The sequence below is a fragment of the Megamonas sp. Calf98-2 genome, assembly GCF_900110235.1.
GTDB classification, from domain to species: Bacteria; Bacillota; Negativicutes; order Selenomonadales; family Selenomonadaceae; genus Megamonas; species Megamonas funiformis.
Genome location: NZ_FOCY01000010.1, coordinates 46270 through 65691 on the forward strand (window position 1 = coordinate 46270; position 19422 = coordinate 65691).

Annotated in this window: 21 protein-coding genes; 9 read left to right on the top strand and 12 right to left on the bottom strand. The window is 31.4% G+C overall.

The genetic code is table 11. The annotated features are described in order from the left end of the window. Window positions 1-238: 238 nt before the first annotated feature. The 3 genes from BMX03_RS04425 to BMX03_RS04435 form a co-directional block, all read right to left on the bottom strand. Window positions 239-856: a LysE family translocator gene (locus BMX03_RS04425; protein WP_008538948.1), complete on the bottom strand. Its 618-nt coding sequence runs from the start codon at window positions 854-856 to the stop codon at window positions 239-241. A 75-nt stretch (window positions 857-931) separates the two neighbouring features. Further along, window positions 932-1330, bottom strand: a complete 399-nt coding sequence (locus BMX03_RS04430) for a GNAT family N-acetyltransferase (protein WP_015562977.1) — start codon at window positions 1328-1330, stop codon at window positions 932-934. 1 nt (window position 1331) lies between these two features. Continuing rightward, window positions 1332-1961 carry a hypothetical protein gene (locus BMX03_RS04435; RefSeq protein ID WP_022228298.1) on the bottom strand — a complete coding sequence of 210 codons (630 nt, stop codon included), beginning with the start codon at window positions 1959-1961 and terminating at the stop codon, window positions 1332-1334. Between the two features lie 125 nt (window positions 1962-2086). Here BMX03_RS04435 and speD point away from each other — a divergent pair, with 125 nt between their 5' ends. Then, on the top strand, window positions 2087-2554 hold the full coding sequence (gene speD / locus BMX03_RS04440) for an adenosylmethionine decarboxylase (RefSeq protein WP_008538945.1): 468 nt from the start codon (window positions 2087-2089) through the stop codon (window positions 2552-2554). 9 nt (window positions 2555-2563) lie between these two features. Here speD and hydF read toward each other — a convergent pair whose 3' ends face one another. From hydF to BMX03_RS04480, 8 genes are all read right to left on the bottom strand, one after another. Then, window positions 2564-3757 carry a [FeFe] hydrogenase H-cluster maturation GTPase HydF gene (gene hydF, locus BMX03_RS04445; protein ID WP_091694071.1) on the bottom strand — a complete coding sequence of 398 codons (1194 nt, stop codon included), beginning with the start codon at window positions 3755-3757 and terminating at the stop codon, window positions 2564-2566. Between the two features lie 20 nt (window positions 3758-3777). Then, the gene (gene hydG, locus BMX03_RS04450) at window positions 3778-5196 is read right to left on the bottom strand and encodes a [FeFe] hydrogenase H-cluster radical SAM maturase HydG (protein ID WP_091694075.1); all 1419 of its coding nucleotides are present in this window, start codon (window positions 5194-5196) and stop codon (window positions 3778-3780) included. Window positions 5197-5227: 31 nt separating this feature from the next. Beyond that, on the bottom strand, window positions 5228-6301 hold the full coding sequence (gene hydE / locus BMX03_RS04455) for a [FeFe] hydrogenase H-cluster radical SAM maturase HydE (protein WP_091694077.1): 1074 nt from the start codon (window positions 6299-6301) through the stop codon (window positions 5228-5230). A 19-nt stretch (window positions 6302-6320) separates the two neighbouring features. Further along, on the bottom strand, window positions 6321-8063 hold the full coding sequence (locus BMX03_RS04460; protein WP_018998555.1) for an NADH-dependent [FeFe] hydrogenase, group A6: 1743 nt from the start codon (window positions 8061-8063) through the stop codon (window positions 6321-6323). A 16-nt stretch (window positions 8064-8079) separates the two neighbouring features. Further along, window positions 8080-9321, bottom strand: a complete 1242-nt coding sequence (locus tag BMX03_RS04465) for a complex I 51 kDa subunit family protein (RefSeq protein ID WP_075555138.1) — start codon at window positions 9319-9321, stop codon at window positions 8080-8082. 17 nt (window positions 9322-9338) lie between these two features. Next, a complete protein-coding gene (locus BMX03_RS04470; RefSeq protein ID WP_091694080.1) occupies window positions 9339-9839 on the bottom strand; it encodes an NADH-quinone oxidoreductase subunit NuoE family protein in 501 nt (166 codons plus the stop codon). Between the two features lie 202 nt (window positions 9840-10041). Beyond that, window positions 10042-10992 (bottom strand): C-terminal binding protein, encoded by a 951-nt coding sequence (locus tag BMX03_RS04475; protein ID WP_091694083.1) that lies wholly within the window; start codon window positions 10990-10992, stop codon window positions 10042-10044. A gap of 37 nt (window positions 10993-11029) precedes the next feature. Further along, a complete protein-coding gene (locus BMX03_RS04480; RefSeq protein ID WP_091694085.1) occupies window positions 11030-11797 on the bottom strand; it encodes an SDR family oxidoreductase in 768 nt (255 codons plus the stop codon). A 216-nt stretch (window positions 11798-12013) separates the two neighbouring features. On the opposite strand from BMX03_RS04480, the gene BMX03_RS04485 reads away from it, so the two are divergent. From BMX03_RS04485 to BMX03_RS04520, 8 genes are all read left to right on the top strand, one after another. Beyond that, on the top strand, window positions 12014-13075 hold the full coding sequence (locus tag BMX03_RS04485; protein ID WP_255361408.1) for a TRAP transporter substrate-binding protein: 1062 nt from the start codon (window positions 12014-12016) through the stop codon (window positions 13073-13075). After that, window positions 13072-13584, top strand: a complete 513-nt coding sequence (locus tag BMX03_RS04490; RefSeq protein ID WP_091694088.1) for a TRAP transporter small permease — start codon at window positions 13072-13074, stop codon at window positions 13582-13584. The genes BMX03_RS04485 and BMX03_RS04490 overlap by 4 nt, the downstream gene beginning before the upstream one ends. Next, window positions 13581-14858: a TRAP transporter large permease gene (locus BMX03_RS04495; protein ID WP_091694090.1), complete on the top strand. Its 1278-nt coding sequence runs from the start codon at window positions 13581-13583 to the stop codon at window positions 14856-14858. The genes BMX03_RS04490 and BMX03_RS04495 overlap by 4 nt, the downstream gene beginning before the upstream one ends. Window positions 14859-14893: 35 nt before the next feature. Next, a complete protein-coding gene (locus BMX03_RS04500) occupies window positions 14894-15688 on the top strand; it encodes a 5-deoxy-glucuronate isomerase (RefSeq protein WP_091694093.1) in 795 nt (264 codons plus the stop codon). Window positions 15689-15715: 27 nt separating this feature from the next. Next, window positions 15716-16330 carry a cytidylate kinase-like family protein gene (locus BMX03_RS04505; protein ID WP_091694096.1) on the top strand — a complete coding sequence of 205 codons (615 nt, stop codon included), beginning with the start codon at window positions 15716-15718 and terminating at the stop codon, window positions 16328-16330. Window positions 16331-16526: 196 nt separating this feature from the next. Then, window positions 16527-17468, top strand: a complete 942-nt coding sequence (locus BMX03_RS04510) for a sugar kinase (protein WP_091694098.1) — start codon at window positions 16527-16529, stop codon at window positions 17466-17468. A 20-nt stretch (window positions 17469-17488) separates the two neighbouring features. Then, the gene (locus BMX03_RS04515) at window positions 17489-18457 is read left to right on the top strand and encodes a bifunctional 4-hydroxy-2-oxoglutarate aldolase/2-dehydro-3-deoxy-phosphogluconate aldolase (protein ID WP_091694101.1); all 969 of its coding nucleotides are present in this window, start codon (window positions 17489-17491) and stop codon (window positions 18455-18457) included. Window positions 18458-18558: 101 nt separating this feature from the next. Next, window positions 18559-19254: a FadR/GntR family transcriptional regulator gene (locus tag BMX03_RS04520; RefSeq protein WP_015562955.1), complete on the top strand. Its 696-nt coding sequence runs from the start codon at window positions 18559-18561 to the stop codon at window positions 19252-19254. A 47-nt stretch (window positions 19255-19301) separates the two neighbouring features. On the opposite strand, the gene BMX03_RS04525 is transcribed toward BMX03_RS04520, so the two are convergent. Further along, window positions 19302-19422 (bottom strand): IS3 family transposase (locus tag BMX03_RS04525; RefSeq protein WP_143052066.1); only part of this gene is annotated, 121 nt, incomplete at its 5' end.

Here is a 19422-nt window from a genome sequence, read left to right on the forward strand (position 1 = left end):
ATTATTTTATATTTAAAGGTTTTTAAAAAGCTCTCTAGCTTCTGATGTAGAAATTTCTCCTGAAGCAATTTTAGCAAAGATTTTCTGTTCTTCTTTTATGAATAGGCTTGATAAGATAGATGTATTACATTTTAGACGGTTTTATTTTCCCATCAGTATTTTAGAACTTATTTTATATTAATATTATATTATATTAGATATTAAAAGCTCTTATAAATTTATATAAGAGCTTTTTAAATTAACTTATGATTAGGGCTAAGCTAATAAAGAGTAATACAATACCTTGAATATAGCCCATTATTTTGTTGAAGTTTTTTACGTTTAAAATATAGTCACGAACTTTGCCAGCACAGATAGCGACTAGGGAAAATATTATAAGTGTTTGTAAACCAAAGATAAATCCTAAAAATGCAATTTGAAGGCTGACACTATCAGAATTTAAATTGACAAATTGAGGTAAGAAGGCTAAGAAAAATAATAATACTTTAGGATTTAAAACATTCATGATGAGTCCACGACGATATAATTTAAAAAAGGAAGTACTATTATTTACAGCATTTAATTTTAAATTGCCTTGAGCATGGAATGCTCCCCAAGCAAGATATAATAAATAAGCAGCACCAATATATTTTAAGGTGGCAAAGGCAAGTGGTGATTGTTGAATGATAGCAGCAACACCAATGATTACAAGCGTTGTATGAAAGATAAGACCAGTCGTTAAGCCTAAGGCTAAGCTAATACCTGCTTTAGTGCCATCAGCTAGACTTTTAGCAAGTAAATACATGATATCTGGGCCAGGTGCTAAAGTCAGTAGCACGGAAGCTATTAAAAAATATAAAAGAGTAGTTAATTCCATAGATAAACACCTCGATATGTATAAAATAAAACCGCACTTAAGTTAATAAATGCGGTTTTGTATTAGTATTATAAATTAACGAGCTAATACTTTAGCACCATCTAATACATTAAATCCTAATTTGGAGAAGAAGGAAGCATGGAAATCATCTGGAGCAAAAGCAAAAAGATAAGGATAATTTTCATATTTAGCTTTTACTTGAGCAATTAATTCATCATTGATACCTTTACCACGATAGTTTGGTGCAACAACAAGATAGCGAATATAAGCTGTCATTTTGCCATCATCAACTACAGTGATAAGTGCAGCAAGTTCATTTGTATCTTTATCCCATGCAGAAACTACAGTGCCTGCATTGTTGATTGCTTCAACTAGTGTTTCTTCATATTTAGCATCAGGATTACCAGATACTGTGAAGAAATCTAAAAGAGTTTTAGCATCAAAAATTTTTTCTTGAGAGTAAGTGATATTCATATTATAATTCACCTTTCTTTATTTTTATTGATTGTTTTAATAGCGATTTTAGTTCAGCTTTTTTATTGAGATTTGATGAAGCGTCTTTAGCAAGTTCAGTTAACATTCCCCATGTAGAGATTTCATCAAAATATTGACGTCTATCAGAGATTTTAAATGTTTTATTCAATGGGCGATAATATACCCAAAGATTTACTGATATATAACTATTTAAAAGCGGAGAACCATCTAAACGAGAGATGGAATGATAATAATGTTGATACATAGTAGGAATAGTATAACCAACTACGACATCAGCATCTAATAAATCAGCTGTATCTTTTAGTGTATCAAGATTTTGATTATAAGTAAAGTTGGATTGTTTTATCGCAGCATAAATACTGTTTTCATCAATATATTCAACTGCTTGTAAGGTATCATTTAGAGGAACATGCATTTCTTGGGTTAAATTGTTATAGAGTAATTGATTGACATCTGGATAGCGTTGGCTACTGGAAAGCGTAGGTAAAATAGCTACTTTCAATGTCTGTTTTTGGGGTGTTTCTTGTTTGATAATGTCTTGAGCAAAACCTATTTGCATAAAGCAAAGATAACAGCAAAAGCATATTAAAGTCATAACTTTTTTTAACATAAAAATCACTCCTTAAAGCTAATATATTCTATAATTATTATATATTATTAATCGATTGATATATATAATAATTTTTATAGCTATGATATAATATTAGTAAATTTTAAGGCAGGGAGAGAAGCGATGTGAAGATTTTAGCTAGACAATTAACTGTAGATATGTACGATTGTAAAAATAAAGATTTAAGTAATTATGAAGATTTGCGTGAGTCCTTGGACATGGCGATGAATATGGCTGGATATACACCGATAGAAGTTCGTGCTCAATTATGGAATGAAGAACAAGCTATTGTATTTATTTTACTTCAAGAAGGTCATGCAGTAGTGCGTACGTATCCAAAATTAAAATATGTTGCTAGCGATGTATTTATTTGCCAAGAAGATGGTAAACCTGAAAAAGCAATTAAGGCTTTGAAAAAATTGATGAAGCCAGAAAAAATAAGAATGACTTATTTAAAACGTGGCGATTTTGGTACGGTCAAAGATGTTAAACCACGTATAAAAATTCGTATTGCACCACTTAGACCACTTCGCAGTATAAAAAATAAAGGTGCTAAAGTTATTAAAACTGTAGCACGCAGAATAAAATTATAATTTATGAAATTAAAAATCAGAAAATACATGTAAGGTTCTATTTAAAATGCCATGAATATAGGCAATAGTAGTACCGTAGTTGCTCATGGGTATATTTTGCTCATGAGCTTTTTTTAATCTTGATTGCATTTCCGCTTGATTGAGCATACAGCCACCGCAGTGAATGATTAATTTATATTTAGATAAATCATCAGGAAATTCTGTGCCGGAGGTAAAAATAAATTCTGGGTTGGCTTTAGTATAATTTTTTATCCAATTAGGTAATTTCACAGTGCCGATATCATCACATTGGCGGTGATGTGTACAGCCTTCAGCAATTAAAATTTTATCATCATCTTTGATAGTATCTAAGACTTTAACAGCATTTACTTGTCGCTTTAAATCTCCTTTATAGCGGGAAAAGAGAATTGAAAAAGAAGTTAATTCTATATCTTGAGGAACGATTTTATTTACTTTGCCAAAAACTTGGCTGTCCGTGATGATAAGTTTTGGTTTAGTTTTTAGATTAGCTAAAGTATTTTCTAAATTGTCATCTTGAGTCATGATGGCAGTAGCGCCAATATCGAGCAATTCGCGAATTACTTGTTGTTGAGGTAAAATAAGTCGCCCTTTAGGAGCTGCTTTATCAATAGGAATTACCAAAATTACAGTATCTTTGGGATTTACGATATCTTTTAAGATAAATTTTTCTTGTTTAGTTTTGGCTACTTGTACAAGTTTAGATTTTAATTCTTCAATACCTGTTTTTTCTTTGGCACTGATATATACATATTGTTTAATATTTTCATTTTTAGGTTTGAAATCAGGCACTAAATCGACTTTATTATAAGCTACGATATAGGGAATGTTTTTATCAGTGATTAATTTTAAAATATTTCGGTCAAAATCGGTAAAATCTAAAGTAGCGTCAATGACTAAAATAGCGATATCAGTTTTATTTAAAATTTGTTTAGTTTTTTCTATACGCAATTTGCCAAGTTCGCCAATATCGTCAAGACCAGCTGTATCAATGATATTTACAGGGCCAAGTGGTAAAAGTTCCATGGCTTTATGCACTGGGTCTGTTGTCGTTCCTTTGAATGGAGAAACTACAGCGATATTTTGATTAGTTAAGGCATTCATAATGCTAGATTTACCAGCATTACGAATACCAAAAAAAGCGATATGGGTGCGATTGGCAAGTGGAGTTTGATTTAAATCCATAATATACACCTTATTTTTTATTAAAATCTGAAATCACGTTGACCTTCAGCGATTAAATGAAGTTGTTTAGTTACGATATCGCGAACTTTATCGCTTTTAATTTGCGCTAATTGTTCATGAATTAATTTATCGCCCACTTGTTTTGTATCATCACTAGCATAATCGCAAAGATATTCTTTAAGTGTCATTAAAGCGTTAGGTAAACAGCAATTGGAGATTTGACCACTCTTACATAAGCTCATAAATCTATCGCCTGTTCTACCTTCACGATAGCAAGCTGTACAGAAGCTAGGGACAAAACCTAATTTCATAAGCCAATTTACGACTTCATCTAAGGAGCGATTATCGCTTACATCAAATTGGCTGGAATTTTCTTCGGGAGCTTCTTTTTCGGCATAGCCACCAACGCTTGTGCGAGAGCCACCACTGATTTGAGAGATACCAAGTTGCAATACTTTTTCACGACAAGCTTGGCTTTCACGAGTGGAAACAATCATGCCAGTATAAGGAACAGCAATGCGGATACAAGCTACGATTTTGGCAAAAGTATCATCATCAATACCATTATCAAAAGTGGATGGGTCGATATCATCAGCACGACGGATACGAGGAACGCTGATAGTATGAGGACCTACGCCAAAGCGTGCTTCAAGATGTTCTGCGTGCATGAGTAGACCTGCAAATTCATAGCGATATTTTTCTAAGCCAAATAATACGCCACAGCCAACATCATCAATGCCACCTTCCATAGCTCTATCCATAGCTTCTGTATGATAAGCATAATTATGCTTTGGCCCTGTTGGGTGAAGTTGTTCATAGCTTTCTTTATGGTAAGTTTCTTGGAATAAAATATAAGTGCCGATACCTGCTTCTTTTAATTTGCGATAATTTTCAACAGTTGTAGCAGCGATATTGACATTGACACGGCGAATAGCACCATTTTTATGTTTTATGCTATAAATAGTTTTGATGCTTTCAAGTACATATTCGATAGGATTATTTACAGGGTCTTCGCCTGTTTCTAAAGCAAGGCGTTTGTGTCCCATATCTTGAAGGGCGATGACTTCGCGTTTGATATCTTCTTGAGTTAATTTTTTTCTAGCAATATGTTTATTTTTAGCATGATAAGGGCAATATACACAGCCATTAACACAGTAATTAGAAAGATAAAGTGGCGCGAATAGAACAATTCTATCGCCATAAAAATCATCTTTAATTTTTTTTGCTAGAGTGAAAATTTCTTCATTGAGTTCAGGAATATCACAAGCTAAAAGCACAGAAGCTTCGCGGTGGGAAAGACCTTTTTCAAGTTTTGCTTTAGCTAAAATTTCAGTGATTAAAGCTTTATCATGTTTATGTTCATCAGCATAAGCAAGAGTAGATAAAATTTCTTCATGATTGATAAATTCTTCTGCTTTAGAGGATTTTGGATTGTACAAATCTATCAACTTCTTTCTTTAGAAATATATATTAAGACATTAAGCTATCGCCTCTACCAGAGGTTACATGATAGCCATGTTCTTGCAAGGCATTTGTTAATTTTATGATACCTTCTAAAGATTCGCCACCTGTTATTTTTTTATTATTATATAAAGTATAAAGTGAACGAATATTTAAAGGTGAAATATTAGGCATGATGACATTAGCGCCAGCTTCAAGACCTTTTATAGTTCCATTCGGAGCTAATGTGGCAAGTGCAGTTGTTGCAGGCAATAAAATTTTAGGCAGTAATAAACGAATTATAGCCAAGATGACTAAAGTCAAATCAACGCTACCTGCCGTTTTATCTTTAAACGGTGTTTGTTCATGTGGAATAAAAGGGCCAGTGCCTATCATATGAGGACGAAAATCACTTAAAAATTCTAAGTCATTCAATAAATTGTCTAAAGTTTGATATGGTGAGCCAATCATCATACCAGCTCCCACTTGATAGCCAATATCTTTTAAAATTTTTAGGCAGTTTAAGCGATTATTTAAATCCATTTTTGCTGGGTGAAGTTTTTGATAATGTGAAATATTAGCTGTTTCATGACGAAGTAAATATCTATCTGCTCCAGCGTCAAAATATTTTTGATAGCTTGCTCTTGTTTTTTCACCGATGGATAAAGTGATAGCACATTCGGGATATTTATTTTTTATCTCTTTAATTATTTGTATCATTTTATCATCAGAAAAATATATATCTTCGCCTCCTTGTAAGACGAAGGTGCGAAGATTATTTTTATAGCCTATTTCACAAGATAATAATATTTCTTCTAAGGATAGGCGATAGCGAGTAGCTTTATGATTAGAACAGCGAATACCGCAATAATAGCAATCATTTTTGCAGTAATTGGTAAATTCAATAAGACCGCGTAAAAAGACATTATGTCCATATGATTTTTCGCGAACAAAGCGAGCCGCTGCAAATAGATATTTGCTAAGCGGCCCTGCATAGGCTTCTTGAGATAATTCATCAAGAAGTTTTTTTATTTTTGATTTATTAAATTGGGGATTGATGACTAAATCATCAATGATGTTTAATGAATTTAATTTAGTTTCCATAATGAATTATTTCAATAAATTATTTTTCAAAATCAAATTGTTTTTTACGTGCTTGGTAATGAGTGTGCAATAATTTATGAGCAATTTCACTACCTGGTTTTTCAAGAAAATCTTTATAGAGTTGTTTTAAATATGGATTTTCATGAGATTTACGATATTTAGTATTTTTATCTATCTGATAGATGGATTCCATGCGTTTTTTATTTACTTCCATAGTTGTTCCGATAGGTTGACCACCGCCACCTAAGCAACCACCTGGGCAAGCCATTACTTCGATGAAATCATATTTACATTCGCCAGCACGCAATTTATCCATGAGGATTTTGGCATTATTTAAAGTATGAGCTACAGCGATGTTGATAGTTTTATCGCCAATATTGATTTGAGCTTCTTTGATACCATCAAAACCGCGAACAGGAGTGTATTCAACATTTTTCATTTCTTCTCCTGTGAGCCATTCGTAAGTAGTACGAAGTGCAGCTTCCATAACGCCACCAGTAGCACCAAAGATAGCAGCAGCACCTGTAGCAGTACCCATAGGATTATCAAATTCACTTTCAGGGAGATTTTCAAAATCAATACCGATATATTTAATGAGTTTGATTAATTCACGAGTTGTCAATACTGCGTCAGTATCAGGACGACCATCATGAGCCATTTCAGGACGAGTGATTTCATATTTTTTTGCAATACATGGCATGATTGCTACAGTGAAAATATTTTTAGGGTCGAGATTTTCTTGTTTTGCATAATGTGTTTTAGTGATAGCGGAGAAAATCTGCATAGGAGATTTTGTAGTAGATAAATGGTCTAAAAGGTCAGGATAATGTTTTTCCATATAATTTACCCAACCAGGACAGCAAGAAGTAGCCATTGGCATTTTTTTGCCAGATTTTATACGTTCGATTAATTCATTAGCTTCTTCAGTGATAGTGAGGTCAGCACCGTAGTTTGTATCAAATACTTTATCAAAGCCAATCATGCGAAGTGCAGTAACCATTTTTTTAGTTACGATAGAGCCTTTTGGCATACCGAATTCATCGCCTAAAGCTATACGTACACTTGGAGCTGTTTGAACGATAACAGTTTTATTAGGGTCAAAGATGGCATCAAGAACACGGTCAGTATCATCTTTTTCTACTAATGCACCTACAGGGCAAGCAAGACTACATTGTCCGCAAAGCACACATTTTGTATTATCAAATTCAGCATCAAATGGAGTTGTTACATGAATATTTGTACTGCGTCCAGCAAAACCTAAAACTTCAATACCTTGAATTTCTTTACAAGCACGGATACAACGACCGCATTTAACGCATTTTTCAGGGTCATGCACTAAGCTTGGATTAGCACCACGTTTTTCGATATGTTGACCAACATGAGGAATGTTTGGACGAAGAACATTGAAACGACTGCAAAGTTTTTGAAGTACGCAGTTACCATTACGAGGGCAAGTCAAGCAATTTTCTTCATGGTCAGCCATGATTAATTGTAAAATACCACGTTGAGTATCGCGTACAACTTTTGTATCAGTGAATACTTCCATACCTTCCCAACATTCAGTAGAACAAGCTGCAAGTAAACGGCGTTGACCGACAACTTCTACAGAACATATACGACAACGTGCTTTGATGCGTTGGTCAGGGTGATAGCATAAATGAGGAATATCTATATGAAGCATTTGAGCTGCTTGTAAAATTTTAGTGCCTTTTTTTACACTTATAGGCATATTATTTATTTTAAGATTGATTAACTCTTCCATTAACTTCCAATGCCTCCTAGTTTTTTATTTTAAAGGTATCAGGAAAAATTTTCATAGCGGATTTTAAAGCATTTTGTGCTGTTTCTCCTAAACCACAAAGTGAAGACATAGGCATAACTTTGGCAAAAGTTTGCATAGTTTCTAAGTCTTCTTGTGTATGAGTTTGAGCTTTGATTTTATCTAAGAACATTTTGATATGGCGGTTACCTTCTCGACATGGAGTGCATTGACCACAACTTTCATGTAAGAAGAAATCTTGAGTATAACGTAAGAAATCTATTACAGAAGTACGTTCATCGATTACAAGAATAGAACCAGAGCCGATGACTAAATCATGTTCTTTGAAATCTTCATAAGTATAAGGAACATCTAAAATACTATCATCAGCTATTTTTCCAGAAGCACCACCGAATTGAATGAGGCGAATTTTGCGATCACCTTGAATACCACCAGCTAAATCATAAATGATTTCACGGATTGTAGTACCGAATGGAATTTCATATACACCAGGTTTTTTTACGTTACCACCAATGCTTACAAGTTTTGTACCTAAGGATTCACCTACACCGTATTTCATGTAAGTTTTAGCACTATCACGAAGTAAATGAGGTACGATAGATAAGCTTTCTACGTTATTCATGCAAGTAGGGCGAGCGAATAGACCACTTTGTTTCATAAATGGTGGTTTCATGCGAGGGCGACCAGCTTTACCTTCCATAGAGCGGATAAGAGCAGTACCTTCACCACAAACGTATGCGCCAGCACCAGAATATAGATGGATTTTGTAATTCCAACCAGTACCTAAAATATTTTCACCTAAGAAACCATTTTCTTCAGCTTGTTTGATAGCATTTAAAAGGCGAGGGCGGAATCTACTATATTCTGAACGCATATAAATATAACCATCTTCAGCATTTACTGCCCAGCCAGCAATGATGATGGCTTCAATTAGATTGAAAGGGTCATTTTTTATTAATTCACGATCTTTAAAAGTACAAGTTTCTCCTTCGTCAGCGTTACAAATTACACAATGATGAGGACGTTCTACAGCACGAGCTTGAGACCATTTACGTCCCATAGGATATGCTGCACCACCGCGACCTTTGATTTTTGCTTCAGTTAATAAACTAGCAATATCTTCTTTATCCATAGTAATTGCTTTTTTCAAAGCAGAAAAACCACCGATATTCATATATGATTCAATGGAAAATACATCATATTTACCAAAATTTTCAGTTATGTATTTTACACTACTCATGAAAATACCTCCGTTTCTTAGATGAATTTTTGTAATAAATCTCTAATTTTTTCTTCGCTGTCTAAATGACCATATACTGTGCCGTTTATTTTCACTGCTGGAGCAACATCACAAGCACCAAAGCAAGATACTTTTTCTAAAGTGAATTTACCATCATAAGTTACAGTATCAAAATCAATATTTAAAAGACGACGCAATGTATCAATTAAGAATTCATTATTATTTACTTTGCAAGCGATGCTATCGCATACTTCGATTGGGTAACGTCCACGAGGTTTATCAGATAAAGTATCGTAGAAAGTTATGCAGTCATAAATGACAGAAAGTTTTACGTTAGGAAGTTTTTCTACAATATAGTAAGCTACAATTTTAGGAATATAATGTTGGAGAATTTGTTCTTGAACTTCTACTAGAATACCAACAATTTGAGTGTAATCATAATCGTGAGCTTGTAAGATATTATCAATTTTTTCTTTGAGTTCATCTGTTAGCTCAAATTTTGTGCTATCCTCAATCATGTCATCAACCTACCTTTATATAATATATACAGATAATAATTTTACTTAACTGACTAAATAAAATTTATGTTAGTAATATATTAACATAATTTAGATTTAGAGTGAATATAAAAAAGTGTAAACTTTACAATAAAGATTTTATAAAATTTTTATAAATAAAAAAGGCATGTAAATTAATAAATTTGCGTGCCTTTAAAAAAATTTATTTTAGATGATTAATTGGATAACGAACAAAAGAATGTTTTAAAAAGTTTACGCATTCTTCTGCTACTTTACGTTTTAATTCTTGAGATGCTTCCTCAGAGTACCAAGCCATATGAGGTGTAGCAATATAATTATCTAATGTAAATAGTTTATGTTTTGGTAACATAGGTTCCTTACAAACACAATCAATAGCAGCTCCAGCAATTTCTTTAGAGTTTAAAGCATCATATAAGTCATCTTCATTAATGATACCACCACGAGCAACATTAATAATGATTGCATTATTTTTCATTTTTTTAAATGTTTCTTTATTGAATAGATTTTGATTACCTTCTGCTGGAATATGTAAGGAAATAATATCTGCAGAAGAAATAAGTTCATCTAAACTTTTTATAGTGATAAATTTAGTATCATCAGACTCTTTAAAATAAGGATCATATCCAATAATATTATAGCCTAAAGCATGAGCTTTAGTTGCAAAATTTCTTCCTATACGGCCTAATCCAATGACCCCAACAGTCTGATTACATGCTCTGTGAATAGGAATAGAATAAGTATAATCCCATTTTTCTTGTTTAGTATAATTATTCATTAAAACTATTTTTCTAGTCATAGCCATCATAAGAGCAATAGCATGATCTGCCACTTCATTCATACCATAATCAGGTACATTACAAACTTGAATATTATGTTTAGTAGCTTCTTCTATATCGATAGTATCAACTCCTACACCATAACGTACAATCATTTTTAAATTTGGAAGTGAATCCATAACTTTTTTTGTGATTTTTGCATATTGAACAATAAGTGCATCAGCATCTTGACATTGAAGAATAACATCTTCTTCACTATGGCATTGTTTGAGTTCGAAATTTAAACCAGCGTCATTTAGTACTTTAGTTTCAATATTAATATCTTTATGGTCACAATCAGTAATAATAATTTTCATAAAAAAAACTCCTTATTTATTTTATTGACTTATTAATTTATCTAGATAAGTATCCACCATCAACTGGGATTATTGCACCGTTAATATAGTTAGAAGCAGAAGACGATAAAAAGATAGCTAATCCTTTCATATCATTTGGAGTACCCCAACGTCCAGCAGGAATACGATTTAAAATTTCTTGATTGCGATTAGTATCATTTACTAAATTAACATTCATTTCAGTATTCATATACCCTGGAGCAATAGCATTAACATTAATATTTTTATTAGCCCATTCATTAGCAAGTGCTTTAGTAAGCTGAGCAACAGCTCCTTTGCTAGCAGCGTATGCAGGAACTGTATATCCACCAAAAAAACTAAGCATAGAAGCTAAATTAATAATTTTTCCATGACCTTGTTTGAGCATTACATTTCCTGCAAGCTGACAAAGCATAAATACAGTATTTAAATTAACTTGTAGGACAGCTTCCCAATCAGATAAAGGAAATTCTTCACATTTATGACGACGTTGAATACCTGCATTATTAATTAAAATATCAATTTTCCCATTTAGTTTAGATAAAGCTTCATTGAAAATAGTAGGAATTAATTCTTTATTAGATAAGTCACCTTTTATTGCATAAGCAATAAATCCTTTGTCTGTAAATTCTTTAGCGGTATTAATAACACTATTACTAGAACCTATTATAACTACGGATGCACCTGCTTCGCATAAACCTTCAGCTATTCCTTTACCTAAACCTCGGCCACCTCCAGTAACAATAGCTGTTTTTCCTGTTAGATCAAATGTGTTTAATATTGACATAATAAAACTCCTTTTAAGAAATATATCTAAAATTCATCTGATGTATTTTAGATAATAATAACACAAAAAAATGATAAAAACAATATAATTTATAAAAAATATTATTTATTTGATGAAAAAATGCGATTTATAGTTATAAAAAAATATATTGACAACGATAATCATATGATGTATATTTTGAATTAAACATACGATATTAAATTTGGAGGTAAAATTATGAAAAAACAAAAAATTTTAAAAACATTATCAGCGTTTATATGTTGTATAACGATGTTAGTAATGTTGTCTGGATGCGGTAAAGATGAAGCGCGTACATATACCAAAGAAGATCCATTGGTTTTGAGAATGGGATTAGTAGATGGGGAATCTACCTGTTATTATAAAGGTGCTAAAGAAATTGCTGATAGGGTATATGAAAAAACAGATGGAAGAATAAAGATTAATGTGATACCAGGTGGTGCATTAGGGGATGAACGTGGTTCTGTAGAATTAGCAATGAACGGAGATTTAGATATAGCTACAGCCGCAAATTCTGTATTAACCAACTGGATACCAGAGATGGCAATTTTAGACCAAGCATATCTTTGGAAAAATACGGATGAAGCACATATGGCAGTTGATGGTGAATTAGGAGATTTAATTGAAGCAGCAGCATATGAAAAAATGGGCATTCATGTAATTGGTTATATGGAATCTGGATTTAGAGATGTTTTTTCAGTTAAACCAATTGAAAAAGTTGAAGATTTTTCAGGTGTAAAAATAAGAACAATGCAAAATCGTTATCATATGGCAGCTTTTAGTTCGTTTGGTGCAATGCCAACTGCTTTAGCATTTAATGAACAATTTACAGCATTACAGCAAGGAACAATAGATGCATGTGAAAATGGAGTTAGTGGATGCTATACTAATGGTTTTTATGAAGTTACAAAAAATATAACTAATACAAAACATGCATTTGTATATATATTATTATGTATGTCAGATAAATCTTGGAATATGATACCAGAAGACTTAAGAGAACCGTTCTTAGAAGGTGTAAAAGAAGGTTATCAGGCAGAACGTCAATATTTACAAGAGGCTAATGAAGATGCTGTAAATAAATTAAAAGAAAAAGGTGTTGTTTTTCATGATATAGATATTACTAAATTACAGACATTATATAAAGAACAAGCTAAAAAAGAAGGATTTACATTTGATCCTAAATGGCAAAATGCTGTAGATAAAGCAATACAAGAGGCTGAAAAAGAAAATAAAGATGAGGTGAATAATACATTATGAAGAATTCTTTAATATATTTACAAAAGGTAGAGAATTATATAATTGTTGTATCTTTTGCATTTATGGTTTTTTGTTCATTTGCACAGGTTGTTAATAGGAATTTTTTTCAATTACCAATAGCATGGTTTGATGAAGCAGCTACATACTGTATGATATATATGACTTTATTAGGAACGGAAATAGGATTAAGAGATGGAAGTCAAATTGCAGTTACAGCTTTAGTTAATAAATTTAAAGGTGTTAGTAAACTATTTATACAAATAATATCTAAAATAATAGTAACAATTTTTTCGTCATCAATATTATTTTATAGTATTAATATGGTAAAAATACAAGCAGTATCTGGACAAACAACAGCAGCATTACATTTACCAATGTCTGTACCATATATGGCTTTAGTAATAAGTTTTGGAATAATAACAGTTGTTCAATTTATATTAACCATAAAAATGATTAGAGATTTAGTAAAAGGTAATATTCCTATGGAAGATGGAGGGGTAGAAAAATGACGCCATTTGTTTTATTTGGTTCAATGGCTCTTTTATTAGCTATTGGAGTACCTATTTCTTTTGCCTTAGGTGGAGCTGTAATGGCAGCAATAATATTTTCACCAGACTTTATAGTATCTGTTGGCATTATTCCACAAAGGATTTTTGGTGGTTTGGAGTCAACTTCTATTATGGCTATTGCTTATTTCGTATTAGCTGGAAATATAATGACAAAGGGTGGTATTTCTAGATGTATTGTAGAATTTGCAAATGCAATAATAGGTAATGTTAGAGGTGGAATGTCTTTAGCTTTAGTTTTAGCATCAGCTTTTTTTGCAGCATTGTCAGGTTCTGCACCTGCAACAGTAGTAGCAATTGGTGTAATGTTATATCATGATATGGTTAGATTAGGATATCGTAAGGATAGGGTTGCAGGATTATTAGTAGTATCTGGCGGATTAGGACCAATTATACCTCCAAGTATTATAATGGTTGTTTATGGTACAATAACAGGAGCATCTATTAGTAATATGTTTACTTCTGGATTAGTTATTGGTTTACTGATAATGCTTATTTTAATGATTGTAGCCTATATTTATGCTAAAAAAGAAAATTGGCCTAAAAATGCTAAATTGTTAGATGCTAGAGAATTAGTAAGAACATTTATTCATGCTTTACCTGCATTGTTTTTACCTATTATTATTTTAGGTGGTATTTATTCAGGTATAATGACTCCAACAGAATCAGCTGCAGTAGCGGTTGTTTGGTCTTTAGTAGTAAGTTTGTGTATTTATAAACAGATAACAATAAAAGATTTGGGACCTATTTTTTTAGATTCAGCTAAAGGTTCGGCCATGATTTTGTTTATAATTGCAACATCAACAGCCTTTTCTTGGATTTTTGCTTATTCTGGAATTTCAGGAGATTTGGTAGCAGCTATAAAAGCAATGAACTTAAGTCCGACACTATTTTGTATAATGGTAGCTATTATGCTATTGATATTTGGTACATTTTTGGAAGGAATTGCAACTTGCGTATTAATGGTTCCTATTTTATGGCCGTTAGCAAAGGTTTTAGGCATAGATGTAATTCATTTTGGGATGATTGTTTGTGTAGCAAATGTAGTAGGTACAATGACACCACCAGTAGCTGTTAATATTTTTTCAGCAGCTTCTGTAACTAAATTAGATATGGGGACAATTGTAAAAGGCGAAATGCCATTTTTTATAGGGTATATAGCTGTATTTATAGCAGTAGTATTATTCCCAATTTTAAGTACTTTTTTAGTAAAATAATTTTATAAATAAAGATTTTATGGAGTGTAGATATTATGAATTTAGATAAAAATGAATTAATGAAATGGAGAGTACAGTCTCCAGAAGAAGTAGGTTTTCATAAAGTAATAATTCCTAGTAAAAGTGCATGTAAAGAAGCGCAAATGTTTAGATTAAATTTGAAAGCTGGAGATAGTTATGATTTAGTATCAAAAGAATTAGAGTTACATGCAGTATTAATTTTAGGAAAAGCAAAATTAAGTGATAATGAAATATTAAATCAAGAAATGAATAAATTTGATGCATTTTATATTCCAGGAAATAATAAAGTAAGAATTACAGCTATAGAAGAATGTATTTTTTATATTGCAGGAGCTGTTTGTGAAGGTTATGGGGAAGTTTTATTTAGAAAGTTTGATATATCTTTACCAATAGGAGATATTCATCAAATTCATGGAGAAGGTTCTGGTCAGAGAGAGGTAATGTTTACTTTAGCACCGCAAGATAAAGCATCTAGATTGATTTGTGGTTTAACATGGAGTGGTGATGGTAGTTGGACTAGTTGGCCACCACATCAACATGAAAAATATTTGGAAGAAATATATTGTTATTTTGATATGCCTAAACCTAAATTTGGTTTTCATGTAAGTTATACAAATAGTGGAGATATAGATAATATGGTTGTACATACAGTTTATTCTGGTACAATGGTACAAGCACCAGCGGGATATCATCCAACAGTCGCAAGCCCTAATTCTAAAAATGCTTATTTGTGGGTATTAGCATCGTTTAATCATGATGTTAGACGTTATGATTTAGCAGAATTAGATCCAGCATATAAAGATAAATAGTATTTTGATTTGTGAAAGGATAATAAAATGAATAATAATACTGTAATAACAATAAGTAGACAATATGGTTCTGGTGGTAGAGAACTTAGTAATATATTAGCTAAAAAATTAGGTATTAAACTTTATGATAGACAAATAATAAATTTAGCTGCTGAACAATTAGGAATTCAAGATATGGATTTTGACAAAATGAAAAAATTAGAAGAAGCAATACCGCCATTATCTTTAAAATTTATGCCTTTTTATGTTTTTGGTATGAATGGTGCAAAACCTATTAATAATAAAATGTTTGAGGCTGAATCGAAAGTAGTAAAACAATTATCTGAAGATGGAAGTTGTATAATATTAGGGCGTTGTGCAGATTATATTTTAAGAGATAAAGAAAATGTATATTCTTTTTATATTTGTGCAAATGATAAATATAGAGAGATAAGGGGAAAAGAGATATACGAAGGAAAAACATTATATGAGTTAAATGAAGAAGATGGCAAAAGAGGGCAATATTATCAATATTATACAGGAAATAAATGGGGTGATTCCAAAAATTATAATTTGATAATTAATACTAGTGATATTAGTTTAGATGAAGCAGCTGATATAATAATTAATTATGTGGAAATGAGACAAAAAAATAATATTTAAGAATATTAAAAGAAAAAGAGTAAGATATTTTATCTTACTCTTTTTATATGATATATTTTTATAAAGGTATGATGAATTTATATATTTTATAGATAAAAACGCATTTCATCTTGATAAAATTGCTATAATATGCTATATTTATATAAAATACATCATATGAATTTTTGTTAAAGAAATGATAAAAGGGTGAAGTATAATGAAGAATGGATTAGTTTTAGTTGGTGAACCTATGGGTTTATTAATTGCCCAAACTGAAGGCTGTTTAAATAATGTTAGTAGTTATGATTTAGCAGTAGCAGGTGCAGAATTTAATGTAGCAATAGGTACAGCAAGATTAGAACATAAAGTTACATATATGACTAAATTGGGTGATGACCCTTTTGGAAAACGTATTACTACAGTATTAAAAGATAATAAAATTGGTGATGAATTTATATCTTTTTCTAAAGAACGAGCTACTGGTTTTATGTTGAAAAGTAGAACTAGTGTAGGAGATCCAGAAATTTTTTATTTTAGAAAAAATTCTGCTGCATCAACATTAAATGAAGATGATGTAGAAAAAATAGATTTATCAAATTATGGTTATATTCATTTGACTGGTATTTTACCAGCTTTATCAGAAGATACTAAGAAAGCTACATTTTCTTTAATTAAAAAGGCTAAAAAACAAGGTTTATTTATAAGTTTTGATCCTAATTTACGTCCTCAATTATGGAAATCTCAAGAAGAAATGATACAAACTATTAATGAATTAGCATCATATGCAGATTTAGTTTTACCAGGGAAGGCAGAAGGAAAAATATTAATTGGCACAGATGATGAAAAAGAGATTAATGATTTTTATTTACAAAATGGAGCTTCTATTTGTGTAACTAAATGTGGAAGTAAAGGGGCATACGTATCTACTAAAGATGAAGAAGGTTATATGGTAGAAGGTTATAAAGTGGAAAAAGTTGTTGATACTGTGGGTGCTGGTGATGGATTTGCAACAGGCGTAGTTACTGGTTTAATGGAAGGATTAACTTTATCGGAGGCAGTTAAACGAGGTACAGCAATTGGGGCAATTCAGGTTATGAGTCGTGGCGATAATGAAGGTTTACCAACTAGACAAGAGTTAAAAGATTTTATGAATAAATAATTTTAAAGGAGTTTTTATTTATGATTAGTAAGAATATACAAAAAATTTTTGATATAGGTTTAGTACCTTTAATTGTATTAGATGATGTAGAAGATGCTGTTCCTTTAGGAAAAGCTTTGGTTGCTGGTGGTATACCTGTAGCAGAAGTTACTTTCCGTACAGAGGCAGGTGGTGCTGTTATAGAAAAGATGACTCAAGAAGTACCTGAAATTCTTGTAGGTGCGGGTACTGTTCATGATGTGGAACATGCTAAAGAAGCTGTAGAAAAAGGTGCTAAATTTATTGTGACACCAGGATTTAATTTAGATGTAGTCAAATGGTGTGTAGATAATAATATAGATGTAATTCCAGGAACTGTAGCACCTAGTGATATTGAAGTTGCAATGAATTTAGGATTATCAGTATGTAAATTTTTCCCAGCAGAAGCATATGGTGGAGTAAAAACTTTAAAAGCTTTAGCTGGTCCGTATGCTGATATAAAATTTATGCCTACTGGTGGAGTCAGCGAAAATAATATGAATGAATATTTAACATTATCTAATGTAGGAGCTATTGGTGGAAGTTTTATGACTCCTTCAAAATTAGTTAAAGAGAAAAAATGGAATGAAATTACTGAGGTTTGCAAAGCTATTGTGAAAAAAATGTTAGGTTTTGAATTGGCACATGTAGGTATTAATACAAAAGATGCTAATGAAGCTAATGATATAGCTAATACTTTAGGAAATGTATTTTTACAAGAAAAAAGAGAAACTTCTGGTGCATATTTTAGTGGTGATGTAGCAGAGGTAGTAAAAGGCTCGTTTTTAGGCGAACATGGCCATATTTGCATTGATACAATTGATATGCCACGAACTATTGCATACTTGAAACGTATTGGCGTGGAATTCAATAATGAAACTTGGGCTAAAGATGATAAGGGGAATATTATTAACGTTTATTTAAAAGATAGTATAGGTGGTTTTGCTATACATGTTAGAAAGAAAATATAAATAAATTAAATCTATTGGATCATAGTAAAAATAAATTATTATGGTCCTTTTATATATTTGTGATAAAATATATTTAGATAGATTATTAAGGAGTGCTTATTATGAGTAAGTCTTTAGTTAATATAACAATAAATAAAATATTAAATATGATTAAAGAACAAAAATTAAAACCAAATGATAAATTACCAACAGTAGATGAATTAGCATCTGCTTTTAGTGTTGGTAGGAGTACAATAAGGGAAGCTTTAAAAGTATTATCAGCGCAAAATATTATAGTAATAAAACAAGGAGCTGGAACTTTTGTTTCAGAAAAAGAAGGAATTAGCAGAGACCCTTTAGGTTTAGAATATATAAGTGATGATATAAATGTAATTTTTGATATGGTAACATTACGTTTGATTTTTGAACCGGAAATGGCATCTATGGCCGCACAATTTGCAACTAGAAAAGATATACAAGATATAAAATATTATTGCGAAGAGGTAGAACAATTAATAGAACAAGGTGAGGATTATCATAAAGCAGATGCAGGATTTCATATAGCAATTGCAAAAGCTAGTGGAAATGGTGTTATTCATAAAATAACACAAGTAATACATTCTTCTATAAAAAAGAATATTTTTATGACAGATAATATTTTATGTAAAGATACAGTTATTTTTCATAGAAGAATTACTAACTGTATAGAAAATGGTGATATAAATGGAGCTAGATATGCTATGATAAATCACTTAGATGCACAAAGACAATTTTTAATTGAAAATTATAAATATCAGTTGAATAGGAGAAAAATATAAAAAGCATGTAGTTATATGATGTGCACCCAAAATATTGGACATATTAATTAGGCTACTAATTGAAACTTAATTCTGTATTCTACAGGACTAAGTCCTTTTAGTTTTATCTTTATCCGTTTTGTATTATAATATTTTATATAAGATTTTAACTCTTTTATAAAATCTTCA

What these genes read in the sequence shown, in the direction of transcription:
- BMX03_RS04425 (WP_008538948.1), bottom strand. Translation starts at nt 856, where the DNA reads ATGGAATTAACTACTCTTTTATATTTTTTAATAGCTTCCGTGCTACTG.
- BMX03_RS04430 (WP_015562977.1), bottom strand. Translation starts at nt 1,330, where the DNA reads ATGAATATCACTTACTCTCAAGAAAAAATTTTTGATGCTAAAACTCTT.
- BMX03_RS04435 (WP_022228298.1), bottom strand. Translation starts at nt 1,961, where the DNA reads ATGTTAAAAAAAGTTATGACTTTAATATGCTTTTGCTGTTATCTTTGC.
- hydF (WP_091694071.1), bottom strand. Translation starts at nt 3,757, where the DNA reads ATGGATTTAAATCAAACTCCACTTGCCAATCGCACCCATATCGCTTTT.
- hydE (WP_091694077.1), bottom strand. Translation starts at nt 6,301, where the DNA reads ATGGAAACTAAATTAAATTCATTAAACATCATTGATGATTTAGTCATC.
- BMX03_RS04460 (WP_018998555.1), bottom strand. Translation starts at nt 8,063, where the DNA reads ATGGAAGAGTTAATCAATCTTAAAATAAATAATATGCCTATAAGTGTA.
- BMX03_RS04465 (WP_075555138.1), bottom strand. Translation starts at nt 9,321, where the DNA reads ATGAGTAGTGTAAAATACATAACTGAAAATTTTGGTAAATATGATGTA.
- BMX03_RS04470 (WP_091694080.1), bottom strand. Translation starts at nt 9,839, where the DNA reads ATGATTGAGGATAGCACAAAATTTGAGCTAACAGATGAACTCAAAGAA.
- BMX03_RS04475 (WP_091694083.1), bottom strand. Translation starts at nt 10,992, where the DNA reads ATGAAAATTATTATTACTGATTGTGACCATAAAGATATTAATATTGAA.
- BMX03_RS04480 (WP_091694085.1), bottom strand. Translation starts at nt 11,797, where the DNA reads ATGTCAATATTAAACACATTTGATCTAACAGGAAAAACAGCTATTGTT.
- BMX03_RS04485 (WP_255361408.1), top strand. Translation starts at nt 12,014, where the DNA reads ATGAAAAAACAAAAAATTTTAAAAACATTATCAGCGTTTATATGTTGT.
- BMX03_RS04490 (WP_091694088.1), top strand. Translation starts at nt 13,072, where the DNA reads ATGAAGAATTCTTTAATATATTTACAAAAGGTAGAGAATTATATAATT.
- BMX03_RS04495 (WP_091694090.1), top strand. Translation starts at nt 13,581, where the DNA reads ATGACGCCATTTGTTTTATTTGGTTCAATGGCTCTTTTATTAGCTATT.
- BMX03_RS04500 (WP_091694093.1), top strand. Translation starts at nt 14,894, where the DNA reads ATGAATTTAGATAAAAATGAATTAATGAAATGGAGAGTACAGTCTCCA.
- BMX03_RS04505 (WP_091694096.1), top strand. Translation starts at nt 15,716, where the DNA reads ATGAATAATAATACTGTAATAACAATAAGTAGACAATATGGTTCTGGT.
- BMX03_RS04510 (WP_091694098.1), top strand. Translation starts at nt 16,527, where the DNA reads ATGAAGAATGGATTAGTTTTAGTTGGTGAACCTATGGGTTTATTAATT.
- BMX03_RS04515 (WP_091694101.1), top strand. Translation starts at nt 17,489, where the DNA reads ATGATTAGTAAGAATATACAAAAAATTTTTGATATAGGTTTAGTACCT.
- BMX03_RS04520 (WP_015562955.1), top strand. Translation starts at nt 18,559, where the DNA reads ATGAGTAAGTCTTTAGTTAATATAACAATAAATAAAATATTAAATATG.